We start from the raw sequence: 16758 nt of genomic DNA, 5'->3' as shown, positions 1-16758 counted from the left end.
AATAAATTGAAGTGAGCTTTCCCGATGTTAACAGCGCAACAACAGCTTTTTGTGCAAGCGTTAGAAGAACAAGATCTTGCACAGGTGCAACGCCTGTTGGCAGATGGTCTTAATCCAAATTTTATCGACTTTGAAAAAGGACCTGCGGTTTCTGTATGGTCTGATGGTTTGTTTAAATGGTGGGAAATGGTTTGCGAAGCGTATGAAGCAGGTCAACCCTTAACAGCTGAACAGAAAACACAACATTTAGACGTACATATGCAAATCTTGGAAGCGCTGATTCAAGCCAAAGCCAATGTGCATTTATGGGATGCTGAAGAAATTTATGGTCCATTATGGGACGCCGCGAGTGCAGCATGTGTCCCTGCGGTACAGCGCTTATTGGATGAAAAAGTGAATCCAAATATGATTGATAGCGATGGTTTAACCATTTTGTCGTCGATTAGCGAATTATTTTTTGACTGTGATTTTGACGCGGTAAATTGGTCAGAAGCATTGGAAGAAGAAAAACAAACCTTGGAGCTTTTGCGTAGCCATGGCGCAAAAATGACCAAAGAATTAGCATAATTGTGAGTAAAAACATGACTGTATTTAAAGTTTTAAGCATTGCAACATTATCCAGTTTGAGCCTGTCTGCATTTGCGGCGGATTTTTCATTTGACCGTCCGGGCGCGGGTATGGGCACAGGCATTACCCCTGTAGGTCGTTTGGCGTGGGAACAAAGTTTGCCAGCAGCGAGCTATAGTGAAAGTCGTGATGAAAATGGTGAAAAAGTAAAAAACACCACTTTAAATGCAGACATGTTATTCCGTACTGGTTTGGCAAAAGATTTGGAATTGCAATTGGGTTGGCAAGGTCCTGCATGGTCTAAAACCAAAGTTGCGGGTCGCTCAGTTGAAGAAGATGGTTTGGGTGATGTCAGCATTGGCCTGAAAAAAGCCATTGATTTGAATGATGAGAAATTATTGATGGCCATTCTTGCAGAAGCCATTATTGCAACAGGCAATCAAGGCTTTAGTGCTGAGGACGATATTTATAGTCTGACGTCAGCCGTGGCTTATGATTATAGCGATACAATTGGGACTTCAATGACCATGCGTTACGAAGTTCAAGATGGTGATTGGGCTGTGAGTGCTATTCCTGGATTGGAATATCAAATAGCGGGTAATTTATCGGGTTTTTCTGAGCTGGTTTATCGCAAAGCAGAAAGTACCGATCAGGAAGTGTCATTAGCATCAGGTTTGACGTATGCCGTTTCGGATCGTATGCAGTTGGATGCGAGCGTCGGTCTAGAACTTACTGGCGGTCATAAAAATTATCAGTCAGGTTTGGGCGTATCTTACCTGTTCTAAAAAACCCTAAATTTTAAAACGTATAAATACAGACTGAGGATGAATTCAGCTGAATGAAACAATGGACTTATGTTGCGGCAGCGGCTGTGCTGTCGTTCAGTATGGGCGTCTCTGCTCAGGATGCATTACTTTCAGCTGAAGATGCTTTTCCTTTCTCGGTCGTCTCCGATCGTGCAGATCAGGCGGAGCTGAGTTGGGATATTCCAGCGCATTATTATCTGTATCAGCATAAAATAGAGGTGAAGCAGGGCAATCAAGTTTTGCCTTTAGATTTGCCTGCTGCTGAGGATTTAAAAGACGATAACTATGGTCATACGCAGGTGTATTACCAACAGTTGAGTTTTAAAATTCCGACTCAAAAACTGCAGACCTATCAAGTCAGTTGGCAAGGCTGTGCCAAGGATCGGGTGTGTTATCCGCCACAGAGCATCAGCTTTGAAACGGATGCTTCTGGCTTGGTCACACAGCAAAATCTAGCCACTCCAAGCAAACGTTTACTCGACTTTGCAGCAGAAAATACTGCCGAACAGCCTATGGCGAATCGTTTAGATCAGCAGCGGGCAGATAATGCTGCACTGGCTTCTGAACGCTATACCGCAAGCGACCAAATGTGGTCTGAAAAATTAGCGCAAAGCTCTATATTTTATGGACTTTTGCTGTTTTTTGGCCTGGGTTTTTTGCTGGCTTTTACCCCTTGTTCATTGCCAATGCTGCCGATTTTAACCTCACTGATTGTCCGCGACAGCCGAGGTTTAAAAGCATGGATGATTGCACTGACTTTTGTCACCAGTATGGCGATGGTGTATGCCATTCTTGGCTTGGTGGCGTCGTCTGCAGGTTTGAATTTCCAGCGTTGGTTGCAACAGCCTTCGACTTTAATTGCCTTTAGCGTGCTCTTTGTGGTTTTTGCCCTGAACTTATTTGGTTTATTTGAACTTAAATTGCCACGCAGTTGGGTCAATCGCTTAGACCAAGCTCAGTCGATGCAAAAGGGTGGCAGTTTAGTTGGTGCTGGGGTCATGGGGATGATTTCAGCATTGCTGGTCGGTCCTTGTATGACAGCACCGTTGGCAGGCGCATTATTATTTATTTCCCAAACCCAAAGTCAGTGGCAAGGTGCGTTATTGTTATTCACCCTCGGCTTTGGCATGGGGACCCCGCTATTGTTGGCCAGTGTCCTTGGCTCACGGGTATTGCCTAAAGCGGGTTTGTGGATGAATCAAATCAAGGTGCTCTTTGCTTTCATTATGTTGGCATTGGCTTTGTATTTTATTCGACCATTGATCAGTGAAGCTTGGTTACAGTGGTTATCCCTTGCTCTGGGTCTGGTGTTTAGCGCTTATGTGCTTTGGCGCATTTTATGGCGCAGTACTCAGCTCAAATGGCTGTATATCTTGGTGTTCTGTGCCGCCGTACCTTATATTGTGTACAGTCAATATCAACATAGCCAACGTTTTTTAGTCGAAGAAAATCAACAACAAAGTGCTTGGCATGTGGCACATACAGCGGAAGAGTTTCAACGTTTATTAAGTGAAATTCCTCAAGGTCAATCCGCAATTATTGATGTCTATGCCGATTGGTGTGTGGCCTGCCAGCCGATTGAACATAAAGTTTTAAAATCGACAGTAGTGCAACAGGCTTTGGCACCGTATTATTTAATTAAGTTGGATTTGAGTCAGTATGATGCAACCCATCAAGTACTGCTTAATCAATGGGATATTTTAGGGCCACCGACCTATTTATTTTTAGATACAGCGCATCAAGAGATACGTGGACTACGCTTGACGGGCGCTTTTAGCGAGAAAGAATTGCTAGCGCAATTGGAAAAATTTAAATCGCGTGGAGAATAAAAATGATGCAATTATATATTGCCAATAAAAACTATTCGACGTGGTCTATGCGACCGTGGTTGGTGTTACATGCGTTTAATTTACCCTTTCAAGAGATCTTGATTCCTTTTTCTGAAGAAGCAGATGGCGGAGCGTTCAAGCAGCAAATGTTAGCCCTACATGCCAATGGCAAGGTGCCCCTGCTGCAACATGACGGTGTGATGATTTGGGACTCATTGGCGATTTGTGAATATTTGGCAGAGCAGTTTCAAGAACTCCCGTTGTGGCCTAAAGATCCCGCGCAACGCGCATGGGCACGGAGTATTTGCGCGGAAATGCACAGTAGTTTTATGCAATTGCGTAGCTTATGTAGTATGAATCTGCAGGCGGATTATGGTCGTCATGGTCAGAGATTATGGTCTGAGCATGCCGAATTGCGTGCTGAAGTGACTCGAATCGAGCAGATTTGGTCGAGTCGTCCTGCGGTGGATGGCTTTCTATGCGGTGAATTTAGTATTGCCGATGCATTTTTTGCACCCGTGGTGACACGTTTCCAGACCTTCCAGCTACCTGTGAGTGACAACACACAGCGTTATATGCAAAAGATTTTGCAGCATCCTTCTGTGGTGGCATGGATCACGGCTGCTCAACTGGAACAGCCAGTCCGTCGTATGGAACAGTATTCACGTTAAAAGCTCAACGCCACGTCTGAGTTGTAAAAAAGTTTTAAACCAAATGGCTAAATCTTTGTTGTTCGGTGTAGGCCATCACCATATTACGGCCACCAGCTTTGGCTGCATATAGCGCCTGATCTGCATGGGTCAGCAATTGTTGCGGTACCAATTCTGGCGTAGAAATCGCAATACCAAAACTGGCTGTCACATGAATCGACTGACCGTCATGTCCCCAAATTTCAAGCTGTTCGATGGCTTTTCGACAGCGCTCTGCAATGAATATTGCTTGTTCCAAGTTAGAATTTTTTAACACCAAAATAAACTCTTCCCCGCCAAAACGTCCAACCACATCACTACCGCGTAAATGTTGGTTTAATACTTGGCTGACGAGAATCAAGGTTTCATCGCCTTTATCGTGTCCGTATTCATCATTGATGCGTTTAAAATGGTCTAAGTCCAACAAGACCAGTGCATATGTATCTGTTTTAGCACTATCGAGCTGTTCCAGACATTGATTGATACTGCGTCGATTAAATAAATTGGTCAGTGGGTCGACTTGACTGAGTTTTTGAATCAGATGCTCTCGATGACGCCATTGGCTGAGTAAGATTTCAAATAAAGCCAAACAGGTTAATAAAATAGGAACAATGAAAAAGATCATTGAGAAGAGCCAAAAACTATTTTGATAGCCATAGGCATGAGGTTGAAAAATCGGGGCATAGGGGATAATGCCGCGGATGCTTAAATACATGCAAATAGATAAAAAAATCGTGGCTGGGATCAGCATGCTATAGACGATTTTTCGTGTAAATAGTACCAATCCAACGGTCACAAGGCTCACGTAGGAGATCATAGTGGCTGGACTCATGACGCCAATTAAATAACCATCACGACATAAAGAAATGACGAATAAGCCGACCGAAAGATAAGGTAAAATTAGCTGAATCTTGGGATTATCTTTTCCAGCATAGCAAGGCCAAATCAGCAGGACCATCAAGCAAAAAAAGACGATGTTGGTCCACAATTGAGAGTGGATGAGCTCAAGGTTAACCCACTGCCAAAGTTCTGGCGTGACATAAACATAAAATTTCCAGATGATCCAAAGCAGATGAATGGCTGAGCCAAGCATCAGCATGAGCATACACTTTTTCAGGATACTCCAATTCATCACCACTTCATCTTCCAGTAAATACTGGGCGATTCTATTGCGGAGGATCATGTCACGTATGCTTGATTTCACCGTCATCCTGTGTCATTGCCCTGTTCGAGTTATCAGTTTTTTTCTTAAAGTTTATATAGATATCATTTTATAGGCTTACATTAGCATGAAAATTTACACTTGATAACGGTCAAGAACCGCTCAGTAATTTTAAATTTTTTGCGAGTTCAAAATGATTGTTCTAAAAATAAAACATAGTGTCATAAGGATCGGGATTATTCTATTTATGAAAAGTGATTACACTAGGCTCAAGTTAATAACAACAGCTTTAGGTTTTAGTCATGAAAATTCTGCATATTGATTCAAGCATCATGGGCGACGCTTCAGTTTCACGTCAACTCAGCGCTGAAATTGTACAACAGCTACAGCAAAAACATGGTGATGCGGCACAGGTTCAACATCTCGATTTAGCTGTACAGCAGATTCCACATCTCAGCAGTGAAATTTTGATGGGTCAAAATGCAGAACAATCGGCTTTAGGCGAGCAGTTGTTGCAACAGTATTTAGATGCCGATGTGGTTGTGGTTGGTGCTGCTATGTATAACTTCGGTTTGCCATCAACTTTGAAAGCATGGATTGACCGTATCAGTGTTGCTGGTCGTACCTTTAAATATACAGAACAAGGTCCAGTGGGCTTGGCAGGTGATAAAAAAGTCTATATTGCCAGCAGTCGTGGCGGCGTGTATGGCGATAACAGCCCTGTAGATTATCAAGAAGGTTTATTAAAAGCCGTATTTAATTTTACAGGTGTTAGCGATATTGATGTGATTCGTGCCGAAGGTGTCAATATGGGACCTGACATGAAAGCACAAGCAATGGCGACAGCTCAGACTCAAATTCAAGCCATTTAATAGATTGACATTTCCCTCTTAGGTCAGCATCTGCTGACCTTTTTTTATGGTGGCTTTGATCAGTTTTCAGGGATTAGTCCTGATCCAGTCGGTGTGCAAAATCAGCTAAATCACTCAGCGCACGCTGTCCTTCTTCAAACCATGGGCTAAACATTTGGAAGTTATGCCACATGCCAGTGTACAGCTTAAATTCGACATCTAGGCCGGCATTTTCTGCTTTGACTTTAAAGCGCTGCGCATCATCCAATAAAATTTCTTTAGAACCCACTTGAATATGAATCGGAGGCAGTCCTTTGAGTTCGGCAAAAAAAGGCGAGACCAATGGATCAGCTCGATCGACCGAGCGTGGTACATAATAATCAATGCCTGTTTCGAGGGCTTCTATGCTTAACAGCACATCATGCTTGAGGTTATAGCGTAGGGACTCACTACTCAACGTCAGGTCTAAAAACGGTGACATCAACACCAAACCACTGACTTGTGGAAGTTGTTCCTGTTGAATTTTAAGAGCTAAGGCAAGCGCCAAGTTTGCACCACAAGAGTCGCCTGACAAAATAATATCTTTGGCTTGAACCCCTTGATCTAATAACACCGCATACACATCAAAAAGGGCATCGAGTGCTTCAGGAAACTGTGCTTCTGGGGATAAAGGATAATCCAAATGTAACACTTGCATTTGCGTGCGCGCAGCAACTTGAGTCAGAAACGCCCGATGTGTGTTCATCGAACCCAAGAAAAATGCGCCCCCATGAATATGAAAAATTAATTGGGTCGATGCCTGTTGAGGTTTGATTTCTTCGGCTTTTAAGCCGGCTAAGCGAATAGGGCGAATTTGTACATCCGGGTTTTGGGGAAATGCACGACAAATTTGTTCCAAAGCAAAACGTAAAGTATTGGGCGGTAAATTGAACTGGCTCGGCCCACGGATTGTGGTTTTTAAAATGCTTTCTGTAATCAGTTGTTTCGTCAGTGGTGATATCTTCATTGTCTTTCCATCTTTTTCTATTTTTGGAATCGTGTGAGCATATTTACCAACACAAATTACAAGGTTACACTAAACGGTCACATACAAAAATTGATAAATTGTTGTGACTTTTGGATACTAATGTCGTCTATATCAGACCAGGGAAATAAACAAAAATGAAAAAAATTGCACTAGCATTAGGATTGATGAGTTTAGCCGCATTTGCAAATGCTGCAGACCCGCTAAATGGTACAACTTGGAAAACCATTGATGATAAAACCAAGCAGCCAAAAGCGATTGTAAAATTCACCGAGCAAAAAAATGGTACGCTTTCTGCGAGCATTCAGTCAGTTTTGACACCAGGTGAAGAGAATGCATGTAAAAAATGTGAAGGCCCATATCACAACAAATCATTAAAAGGCTTGCGAATTGTGACCGGTCTTAAAAATGTTGGTGGTACAAGCTATGAAAACGGTTCAATTTTGGATCCTCAATCAGGTAAAACTTACAAGTTAAAAGGTCAATTGGCTGATGGTGGCAAAAAACTAGAGCTTCGCGGCTTTATTGGCGTTGCTGCTTTAGGTCGTAACCAAACATGGATTCGCGCCAACTAATTTGACATGATTCAAACAAAAAAAGCCTGACAATGTCAGGCTTTTTTATAGCCTATTTTCAGCCACAATTGAACTAGAGCCGTGCATGAGTGTGATAAAAAAATTTATTTCAATGCACGGTAAGCGCTTTCATCAAAGCCAACCAATAAATCGCTACCTGTATCGAGTACAGGACGTTTAATCATGCTGCTATGCGCTGTTAAACACTGAATCAAATTTTCTTCACTGGCTAAGGCTGCTTGTTGCTCTTCTTCACTGAGTTTTTTCCATGTGGTGCCTTTTTTGTTGAGAATCACATCAGCACCTTTGGCATCGAGCCATTTTTTTACGGTTTCAGCATCAATCGCTTGTTTTTTATAGTCATGAAATTCGTAGCTTAGGCCTAATTCGTTGAGCAAGTCGAAAGCTTTTTTCATGGTATTGCAGTTTTTGATGCCATAAATTTTAAGCATGAACAGGTGTCCTCAATTATTCAAAACAATAAGATAAAAAATACAATTCAGCATTATCCTACAGGCTAATTCATCAATGCTCAAAGCCCGATCGTGATGTGGATTAAGAAATAAATGTTTTGCTGTACAAGTCGCATGCTGTAAATATTAGGCATTGTCATCAAAACGACATTTTGGCGTTTTAGAATAGCCTACAGAACAAAACGATGCTCAGAAAAGAAAGCGATTCAATAACAAGAAAATTCAGCTTAAGGTTGCACAGTCAGAAGTAGAAATAAAGCGAGAATAAGAAAATGCTGTGCAGATCGAATTTTTAGCTGTTTTAGTTGGGGGAGTTTTGAGTCTAGAGATATAAGGGCTAGATAAGAGAAAACCCGCATTTAATCATCCTGATCATGCGGGTCTCAATCCAACGTCCATTGTCACATCCTTGAAAACAAGCTAAATCATTTAGTTTGTTTTTATACTTCCTTCGGCGTCCAATCCTTTTATGTCATCCTGACATGTCCCTTTGCCGTGCGACCATAATGCTATGTTCAAGTTATGAGATAAATCCACAAATTCGTCATGTAATGTGAGAAATAAGCTCTAATTGAGTAAACAATTGTTTACTCAATTAATTGTTGGAAGCTTAAATTTTATAATCAATAATCACAGGGGCGTGGTCGCTAAACCATTCATCTTTAAATATCCAAGCATTGACTGTACGTTCTTTCCAGTCTGGTGAACATGCATGGTAGTCGATACGCCAACCCACATTTTTGGCACGCGCTTGTCCTCGGTTAGACCACCAAGAGTAAAGCTCGGCTTCTTTACGTACCTCACGGAAGGTGTCGACATAGCCAAGCTCATCATAAATATGATCGAGCCATGCACGTTCATGTGGTAAGCAGCCTGAAGCCTTTTGGTTCCCAGACCAATTTTTAATATCAATACGTTTATGCACGATGTTGTAGTCACCGCAAACAATCACTGACTTATTTTCAGCACGCCATTGCTTCAAAATTTGTTGATATTCGCCTAAAAATAGGTCTTTGCGCGCCTGAGCTTCTTCACCCGATGAACCAGAAGGCAGGTAGAGCGAGCAAATATGTGCAGTTTGTCCAAGTCCTAAATCGAACTCAGCAGAAATAAAGCGGCCTTGAGTGTCTGCCAATTCAAAACCTAAACCATCTGTCACTGAAACAAAAGGTAGGCGGCTATAAATCGCAGTACCGGCATAGCCTGGGCGTTCTGCAGGGAAAAGGTGTGTAAACCAACCTTCGGGTTTAAATTTATCGGTCCATTGTTCATGGGTAATGCGGCTTTCTTGCATGCAGATGACATCGGCATCTGAAGTTGCCATCCAGTCAAAAATACCTTTTTTTTCAGCGGAACGCAGACCATTCACATTAATTGAAACGACACGTAAAATTTTTTGATCACTTGGATAGCTACTCTTTGGTATCATGCTCAGGTTTAACCTCAAACTTAAAAAAATGGAGCACCTCATGACAGCGCAAGCGGCATTTAATCCACAAGCTTTTATCGAACTCGCATTATCACGTGGTGTGCTTAAATTTGGTGAGTTTACTTTAAAATCGGGTCGTGTGAGTCCTTATTTTTTTAATGCAGGTCTACTGAACGATGGTGAAGCCTTATCATTATTGGCTTCTGGCTATGCAGCTAAATTAACACAATGCGATAATGTGGAAGTGGTCTTTGGCCCAGCTTATAAAGGTATTCCATTTGTAGCAGCTACGGCTGTCGCACTGTCACAGAACCATGGTGTGAGCGTACCTTGGGGCTTTAACCGTAAAGAAGCGAAAGACCATGGCGAAGGCGGTGTATTGGTTGGTGCGTCTGTTGAAGGTAAAAAAGTCTGGATCATTGATGATGTGATCACTGCGGGTACAGCGATTCGTGAAGTAGTAACTATTCTGAAAAATGCCGGTGCACAAATTGCGGGCGTATTGGTTGCACTAGACCGTCAAGAAAAAGGACAAGGTGATTTGTCTGCGATTCAAGAAGTACAAAAAGAACTCGAAATCCCAGTTCATGCCTTAATTACCATGAAAGATTTGATGACTTTCTTAGAGGCTAAAGGTGAAACTGAAGCTTTAGCGAAAATGGAAGCGTACCGTGTTAAATACGGCATCTAATTTTTCGGGATTTCAAAAGGCAGCTGAAGCTGCCTTTTTTACGTCTTTAAATGATGATTGTTGCATCTAACTAACAAAAAACGTGAAATATTGCTTAAAAAGTAGGCGTTAAACGTGAAGAATCAATAAAAAGCCGTCTCAGTGCGCTATTTACTGAAACGGCTTTAGTTAAAGTATTGATACTTATAGAAAATTTAAGGAATTTCGTATAACGTGTATTATGTTAATTTTAGGGAAATTTAACTATTCTAATTTTTTGGAATCTTAATATTTATAAGAGTCAAATAATGCTAATAAAAGGATATTGGATTCTTTCCATGTATGCACTGTTACTTATTGGGTGTACATCAAAGGATATTCCTCAAGAGGGGGAAATAGTGACATGGAAACAAAATCCAGAACTTATTGTTAAAGCTAAACTAGGGCCACGTCGCGTGCATATACCAGATCAATTCGATTATGAGTTTTATAAACCTGCACGAGAACATTATTTAGGTCAATTTGCCATAAACTATGTTCCTGAAAAATTTCCAACAATTATGCAAGGAGAAGCGAACAGTTTGCCGATGCCTGATTCGAATCGACAATTACAATTTGATTTAAAGTTAAGCAATTTAGATTTTCAAGCAACGGATGGATATTTGCCTGATCATGATGACCAAGTGAGAGTAAGGATTGAAGGTCTTACCATGGATATGCGAGCTGAAAATTTAGATACTCATAAGACATTTTTACAAAGAAAAGAATTTTTTGAAAAAAATTCAAAATTTGAAAAATATGGTCTGACTTGTTATCAGAGATTAGAAGCAGAATATTCCTTTAATTGTTATGGAAAATCTAAAGAGCCTGGCGTCAGTGGTGTTTTATTAAGTATACAAACTTTAGAAAGTTCAGTTGCACTGGAAAACAAGATTATTCCAATTAGAGGTGATAGTTATCAACCTAATAAATATGGCGGTATCTGGATTAAATGGGAAATGAACTTGAATAATTGGGATAGATGGCAAGAAATAGATAGTGCAATTTGGCGCTTATTAGGCACATGGAACTCTGCTCCACCATCTCAAGAAAGTAACTGATTTTAGTTTCATTTAACATAATGGCGATTATACGCAATACACTTGTATATTAATATAAATATCAATAATTTAAAAATTTCACCTTGGTCGCAAAAACAGCAAAAAGCCGACTTTGAAACAAGTCGGCTTTTTTATGAGCAGTTTTGATAGTTCTTGCCAATAAATTTGACTAAAAATTACACTTACTGGATTGAGTTATACAATTTTATGATACATTATTGTATATACAAATTTGAATGTTTTTTATGGAACAGTATTTTGAATGGGATGAGGCTAAGAATCGAAAGAATCAGAAAAAGCATGATGTCTCTTTCGAAACTGCGAGCCTTGTTTTTGAAGATCCACTACGGATCTCAATCCAGGACAGACATACCGATGGCGAAGAACGTTGGCAGACCATTGGAAAAGTAAAAGGCGTACTAATGCTCTTAGTAGCTCATACCATCTTTGATGAAGATGACTGTGAAATCATACGAATCATTAGTGCAAGACAGGTAACTAAAGCGGAGCGAGATAAATATGAGCATGGTTAGATACTCACGCAAAGAGCTGAATGAAAAATTCAGCGACAAGCAAGATGCTGAAATTGAACGCTTGCTTGCTAAAGGTATAGTTCCTGATGATCAGCTAGATCTATCAGATATTCCTGAAATGACTGATTGGAGTAATGCTGCACGCCATAATCAATTCTATCGCCCTGTGAAGCAACAAACTTCTATTCGGTTAGATGCTGATGTGCTTGCTTGGTTCAAAGCACAAGGTAAAGGTTATCAAACACGAATGAATGAAATTTTACGGGATGCTATGCTTAAAGAATTAAAAAATCATCAATAGAAATGGGAGCTTAAGCTCTCATTTTTTATCTTAAACTAATCAGTATCTTAATTTAAAAGCAAAAAATTATAAGTAAAAATAATTTAGGAATTATTAGATGCTTAAATCTCAATTTAAACCGAAGAAAATTTCCATTTATACACATATTACAGTTTTCATTGTATCTATAGTTTGTGGGGTAATACTTCTTCTAAACTTTTTAATTTTCCCTGCAATTTTCTATACTTGCACATATAAAAAAATAAGCGTGATAAAATCATTTATTATCGGAATATTTGTTTGCGTACTATTGTGGATTTCCAATATTTTGTATGGAAAACTAGCAGAGCATTGTTGGTATGAATATAAAACTAAAGGTATATGTGCCCTAGTCAAACCAAACTTTACTTTGTAAAAAAAGAAAGTTGAAAAATTTAAGTTTTAAATTAGATTTTTCTTCAATATTCCAAATATTCATTTAACATAAAATCTCTTATACGAAACTCTCTTGTTAGAACCCATTTAAAGTGTCTATATTCTCACCAATAAAAATGTCTAGTTTATGATGGTTTTTATCACCATGGACTGGATATAAATATAGATGCTGATCACTATGTCTGACAAAGAAATTCAACGGCTTGCAGTTCTGCAAGACGTTCGAGATCATCGTATTACCCAGATCCGTGCTGCTGAAATCCTAAATCTTTCCACCCGTCAAATTACCCGGTTATTGCAGAAGCTCAATCAAGATGGTGTCTCAGGTATGGCACATGCCAGTCGTGGTCAACCTGGCCATCGTCGCCATGATGACTTGTTAAAATCAAAGTGCCTTTCCATTATTGCTGAACATTTGCTGGGCTTTGGACCCACCTTGGCGCATGAGAAGCTCAGCAGCATGTTTGACCTGAATATCCCGGTAGAAACGCTTCGGCGCTGGATGACGGCCAATGACCTGTGGATTCCGCGATCCAAGCGCCTGAAGCGTCCATATCAGCCACGTTATAACCGGGATTGCTTCGGTGAACTGATCCAAATTGATGGCTCATATCATGACTGGTTTGAAGGTCGAGCTGCAAAATGCTGCTTGTTGGTTTATATCGATGATGCTACTGGAAAGCTGTTGCATCTGCGCTTTTGTGAGGCTGAAACGACCTTTGACTACATGCTTTCAACCCGAGCCTACATTGAACAATACGGCAAACCTCTAGCCTTTTATAGCGACAAGCATTCGGTATTCAGAGTTAATCAAAAATCCAGGCAAGACAGCCAGATTACGCAATTTGGGCGGATTCTGAATAATTTGAACATCGATATTATCTTTGCCAACTCACCCCAAGCCAAAGGTCGTGTGGAACGTGCCAACAGAACCCTTCAGGACCGTCTGATCAAAGAGATGCGCCTGGAAGGCATCGGTTCGATTGCAGAGGCCAATATATGGTTACCCTGCTTTATTGAGCAGTTCAATCAGAAGTTCGCCAAATGTGCGCGAAACTCAAAGAACCTGCATCGGCCATTAAGCGAATCTGATCTTGAACTGGATGATATTTTTACCTGGCAGGAACCGCGTAAGGTCACCAAGAATCTGACCCTGACCTATGACAAGTGTATTTATATGCTTGAACCGACAGAGCTGAATCATAAGCTTGTTGGGCAATACATTTCATTTCTGGAGTACCCGGATGGTACTGTGGCAATTATGCATGAAGGACGGAAGATCAACTATAGCGTCTTCAATAAACTGGCTGGACTACAGCAGAATGAAGTGGTTGAGAATAAAAGATTAGGTTCGGTCCTGGCCCATATCCAGCAGCAACATGAGGAATTGGAGAAACAGAATAAACGTTCCCGTCTCAAGAAAAGTATGCCGAGTCGTAAAGCTCAGAAAGTTGTTATTGAACAAAGAAATTTAAATCCTGTGCTTGACTCTTGTAGTTAAAAACAGGACATTTTAAATGGTTTATCGCATAGACATTTTAATTGGTGAATAACATCTCTTCATCACACTTCTTACATTCCAACATTACCCCTAACTTTTCGTTCCGTCCTTGCTCAGTGATAACCCAAGGACGGTTTTGCCAAGGCGGATCATGCCGGACATGCTGTGTATGGCCACAAGCTAAAATAGCATACCAATGATTTTCATCATCCAAGGCAAAATCAACAATGGCTTGCTGCATATCGGACACCTATCTAAACTGAACTTATGTTGAAAAGGGGAGAGAGCTCATGCTGAGCAATCACAACGGCTTGAATATCAAATTGCTAAATAGACTGTGAAATTTGGTTTATTTCTGCCGCACGCTTACGCCGCGACAATTCTATTTTTCCCGCCATGTTTGGCTTTATACAGCGCTAGATCAGCACGCTTAATTGTATCTTCGTAGGTACAATCTTCAGGCATGATGGTTGTTACTCCTATGCTCACGGTGACATGGGCGTTATCTATTGAAAACCGACTTAATTCTTTTCTGGAATGTTCATGAATCCGTTTGGCAAATTGAATGGCTTGTTCACAGCCCGTGTTGGGTAATGCGACCACAAACTCATCTCCACCTAAGCGGCAGGCGCAATCAGTCTTGCGCAGCGTTAAACGAAGAATATCTGCGACTGCTCGGATTGCCTCATCACCGACATGATGACCTTTGCTGTCGTTGATTTTTTTGAGGTTATCAAGATCGAACATCAAAATCGAGGTCTGTATGGAATGTCGTAGGTATGACTCATAATGTAATGCTAAGTCATGCTCTAATTTTCTTCGATTGAAAAGACCGGTTAACTGATCCGTATGGCTGAGTTCCTTCAGCTTAATTTCCAAGTTGTGACGCGCTGAAATATTACTTGCGACCCAAAGCACAACGTCTTCTTCATCTACCGCAAAACTGAGCGCTTGGATGCGCACTTCAAACCAAATGGGCTCTTCAGGACCATAATCGGGCAGACCTTTTACATCCCTATTGCTCAATTCGTACTCTTCGATGAGTAGATTTCCTGACGCTAGAGCTTGGTCGATCAGTTGCATAAACAAGTTGGCTTTATCTGGCTTGATCACATCTGAAATATAGGTACCAACAAGACCGGAACCATCGTGGTAATAGCGATTATCGCGCCCACCAAAAACCGCAACGTATTTTCTACTACGCGATATGACAAAAGCAGGGTCTGGCAAAGCATCAAGAATGATAGCCATCTGCTCAATGTTGATCATTAATTAATTCTATTTCTTTATTTACAATAATTAACACAATAGCTAAAAAAATAAAAAGCACGTGTTTTTTCACCAAAAATAATGATGGGCGAGATGTAGATGTGATGAATATCTGTCTCAATTGCTTGGCGTCGATTTACACAGGCCTAACGCCATAATGCTTTCATGGCTTATTTCCATTATTAAGATAAAGCCGATGATAGAAATGTTTTGAATTATCGCCTGCATCACACGAATCCATACATACACATGCAAAATCAGAATAAACAAAAGAAAAATCTCGGCTATACTTATTCATAAATTAATAATGAACAGAGCACTGAATAATGCGTGTACTTGTTGTGATGGATCCCATCGAAAATGTAAACCTAAAAAAAGATACCTCAATGGCGATGCTATGGGCAGCAGCACGCCGTGGACATGAGCTAGGCTATGCATTACAGCAAGATTTATATATCGATCAAGGCAAAGCCTTTGGTTTGATTTCACCGCTAAAAGTTTTTGAAGACTACAACCACTATTACGAACTCGGCGAAAAACAAAAAGAATCAATTGCAGCTTATGACGTGGTTTTGATGCGTAAAGATCCGCCGTTTGATATGAACTTTGTCTACACCACCTATATTTTGGAACAGGCTGAACGCGAAGGCGCATGGATTATTAACAAGCCACAAAGCCTACGTGACTGCAATGAAAAATTGTTTGCGACGCAATTCCCTGAACTTCAAGTACCGACCTTAGTGACCTCGCAGCAAAGCCTGATTCGTGAATTTTTGCAAGAACACGGCGATGTGATTGTGAAGCCATTAGACGGCATGGGCGGCATGGGCATTTTCCGTTTATACCAAGATGGCGTTAATATTGGTTCAACCATTGAAATCCTGACCAATAACGGCACACAGCCGATTATGGCGCAGCGATACATCCCTGAAATTGTGGATGGTGACAAACGTATTTTGATGATCAATGGCGAACCCGTACCCTATTGTTTGGCGCGTATTCCGCAAAATGGTGAAGTGCGTGGCAACTTGGCGGCAGGTGGTTTGGGCGAGGCGCGTCCATTGACCGAAAATGATAAAGCCATTGCAGCCAAAGTCGGACCATTCCTTCGTGAAAAAGGTTTGGTCTTTGTTGGTTTGGATGTGATTGGTAATTACGTGACTGAAATCAATGTCACCAGTCCGACCTGCGTACGTGAAATTGATGCGCAATTTGGCACCTCGATTGCCGATGATTTATTTGATGTCCTTGAGACAGGTTTAAAAGCTTAATTTTGCACTAGATTTAAAAGAGTCCTTCACGGGCTCTTTTTTGTCCTGCGCTAAGGGGAGGGGAGCTAAAAAAGCAAAAAAACTGTAAGTGAATGCAATTAAAGTGAAAAATTGTCTGATTTTTTTTCAATTCTCATAGATTAATAATAAAACTAGTTTAAACTTTTAAAATAGTAGAAAAAAACAATCATACGCCTGTTGAAAAAAAGTAAATTACCTTTCACGGTCATGCGTTTGTGATTACAATTGTTTGCTTAAAATCGAATATCATTAGCCTCTTTTTAGAATTGAAGA

18 protein-coding genes are annotated in these 16758 nt (G+C 40.7%); 12 read left to right on the top strand and 6 right to left on the bottom strand.

Features of this window, described 5'->3' with window-relative positions; all coding sequences use genetic code 11:
• Window positions 1–24: 24 nt before the first annotated feature.
• The 4 genes from FTU12_RS02445 to FTU12_RS02430 are packed head-to-tail and all read left to right on the top strand — an operon-like array spanning window position 25 to window position 3873.
• A complete protein-coding gene (locus tag FTU12_RS02445) occupies window positions 25–567 on the top strand; it encodes an ankyrin repeat domain-containing protein (protein WP_078190592.1) in 543 nt (180 codons plus the stop codon).
• A gap of 14 nt (window positions 568–581) precedes the next feature.
• Window positions 582–1352, top strand: coding sequence for a transporter (locus tag FTU12_RS02440; RefSeq protein ID WP_180113673.1), 771 nt, complete (start codon window positions 582–584; stop codon window positions 1350–1352).
• A gap of 53 nt (window positions 1353–1405) precedes the next feature.
• Window positions 1406–3202 (top strand): protein-disulfide reductase DsbD, encoded by a 1797-nt coding sequence (gene dsbD, locus FTU12_RS02435; RefSeq protein ID WP_180113672.1) that lies wholly within the window; start codon window positions 1406–1408, stop codon window positions 3200–3202.
• 2 nt (window positions 3203–3204) lie between these two features.
• Entirely contained in the window at window positions 3205–3873 is a 669-nt protein-coding gene (locus FTU12_RS02430) for a glutathione S-transferase family protein (protein ID WP_180113671.1), read from the top strand.
• A 34-nt stretch (window positions 3874–3907) separates the two neighbouring features.
• Here FTU12_RS02430 and FTU12_RS02425 read toward each other — a convergent pair whose 3' ends face one another.
• Window positions 3908–5074 (bottom strand): GGDEF domain-containing protein, encoded by a 1167-nt coding sequence (locus FTU12_RS02425; RefSeq protein WP_257227274.1) that lies wholly within the window; start codon window positions 5072–5074, stop codon window positions 3908–3910.
• A 281-nt stretch (window positions 5075–5355) separates the two neighbouring features.
• On the opposite strand from FTU12_RS02425, the gene FTU12_RS02420 reads away from it, so the two are divergent.
• A complete protein-coding gene (locus FTU12_RS02420) occupies window positions 5356–5925 on the top strand; it encodes an FMN-dependent NADH-azoreductase (RefSeq protein WP_180113669.1) in 570 nt (189 codons plus the stop codon).
• A gap of 73 nt (window positions 5926–5998) precedes the next feature.
• On the opposite strand, the gene FTU12_RS02415 is transcribed toward FTU12_RS02420, so the two are convergent.
• A complete protein-coding gene (locus FTU12_RS02415) occupies window positions 5999–6910 on the bottom strand; it encodes an alpha/beta hydrolase (protein ID WP_180113668.1) in 912 nt (303 codons plus the stop codon).
• Window positions 6911–7065: 155 nt separating this feature from the next.
• Here FTU12_RS02415 and FTU12_RS02410 point away from each other — a divergent pair, with 155 nt between their 5' ends.
• Window positions 7066–7503, top strand: a complete 438-nt coding sequence (locus tag FTU12_RS02410) for a DUF2147 domain-containing protein (protein WP_180024632.1) — start codon at window positions 7066–7068, stop codon at window positions 7501–7503.
• A gap of 104 nt (window positions 7504–7607) precedes the next feature.
• Here FTU12_RS02410 and FTU12_RS02405 read toward each other — a convergent pair whose 3' ends face one another.
• Both FTU12_RS02405 and FTU12_RS02400 read right to left on the bottom strand, forming a co-directional pair.
• A complete protein-coding gene (locus FTU12_RS02405) occupies window positions 7608–7955 on the bottom strand; it encodes a Spx/MgsR family RNA polymerase-binding regulatory protein (protein ID WP_180113667.1) in 348 nt (115 codons plus the stop codon).
• Between the two features lie 631 nt (window positions 7956–8586).
• Window positions 8587–9405: an exodeoxyribonuclease III gene (locus FTU12_RS02400; RefSeq protein WP_078193225.1), complete on the bottom strand. Its 819-nt coding sequence runs from the start codon at window positions 9403–9405 to the stop codon at window positions 8587–8589.
• A gap of 40 nt (window positions 9406–9445) precedes the next feature.
• On the opposite strand from FTU12_RS02400, the gene pyrE reads away from it, so the two are divergent.
• The 5 genes from pyrE (at window position 9446) to FTU12_RS02375 (ending at window position 13924) form a co-directional block, all read left to right on the top strand.
• Complete coding sequence (pyrE, locus tag FTU12_RS02395; RefSeq protein ID WP_111885133.1) at window positions 9446–10096, top strand: orotate phosphoribosyltransferase; 651 nt, start codon at window positions 9446–9448, stop codon at window positions 10094–10096.
• 317 nt (window positions 10097–10413) lie between these two features.
• Window positions 10414–11175: a hypothetical protein gene (locus tag FTU12_RS02390; protein WP_180113666.1), complete on the top strand. Its 762-nt coding sequence runs from the start codon at window positions 10414–10416 to the stop codon at window positions 11173–11175.
• A gap of 245 nt (window positions 11176–11420) precedes the next feature.
• Window positions 11421–11708 (top strand): BrnT family toxin, encoded by a 288-nt coding sequence (locus tag FTU12_RS02385; protein WP_039890878.1) that lies wholly within the window; start codon window positions 11421–11423, stop codon window positions 11706–11708.
• On the top strand, window positions 11695–12009 hold the full coding sequence (locus tag FTU12_RS02380; protein ID WP_180102757.1) for a BrnA antitoxin family protein: 315 nt from the start codon (window positions 11695–11697) through the stop codon (window positions 12007–12009). Before FTU12_RS02385 ends, FTU12_RS02380 begins: the two co-directional genes overlap by 14 nt.
• Window positions 12010–12589: 580 nt before the next feature.
• Window positions 12590–13924, top strand: coding sequence for an ISNCY family transposase (locus FTU12_RS02375; protein ID WP_180113665.1), 1335 nt, complete (start codon window positions 12590–12592; stop codon window positions 13922–13924).
• A gap of 37 nt (window positions 13925–13961) precedes the next feature.
• On the opposite strand, the gene FTU12_RS02370 is transcribed toward FTU12_RS02375, so the two are convergent.
• Window positions 13962–14165: a DUF3565 domain-containing protein gene (locus FTU12_RS02370; RefSeq protein WP_180113664.1), complete on the bottom strand. Its 204-nt coding sequence runs from the start codon at window positions 14163–14165 to the stop codon at window positions 13962–13964.
• Window positions 14166–14290: 125 nt separating this feature from the next.
• Window positions 14291–15193, bottom strand: a complete 903-nt coding sequence (locus tag FTU12_RS02365; protein ID WP_180105523.1) for a sensor domain-containing diguanylate cyclase — start codon at window positions 15191–15193, stop codon at window positions 14291–14293.
• 326 nt (window positions 15194–15519) lie between these two features.
• On the opposite strand from FTU12_RS02365, the gene gshB reads away from it, so the two are divergent.
• Window positions 15520–16464 (top strand): glutathione synthase, encoded by a 945-nt coding sequence (gene gshB / locus FTU12_RS02360; RefSeq protein WP_180024622.1) that lies wholly within the window; start codon window positions 15520–15522, stop codon window positions 16462–16464.
• The last annotated feature ends 294 nt before the right edge of the window (window positions 16465–16758 follow it).

The organism is Acinetobacter sp. YH12063 (assembly GCF_013419715.1).
In the GTDB taxonomy this organism is placed as follows: domain Bacteria; phylum Pseudomonadota; class Gammaproteobacteria; order Pseudomonadales; family Moraxellaceae; genus Acinetobacter; species Acinetobacter amyesii.
The sequence above is the reverse complement of the archived record's forward strand: the minus strand, read 5'-3'. Positions and strand labels throughout refer to the sequence as shown.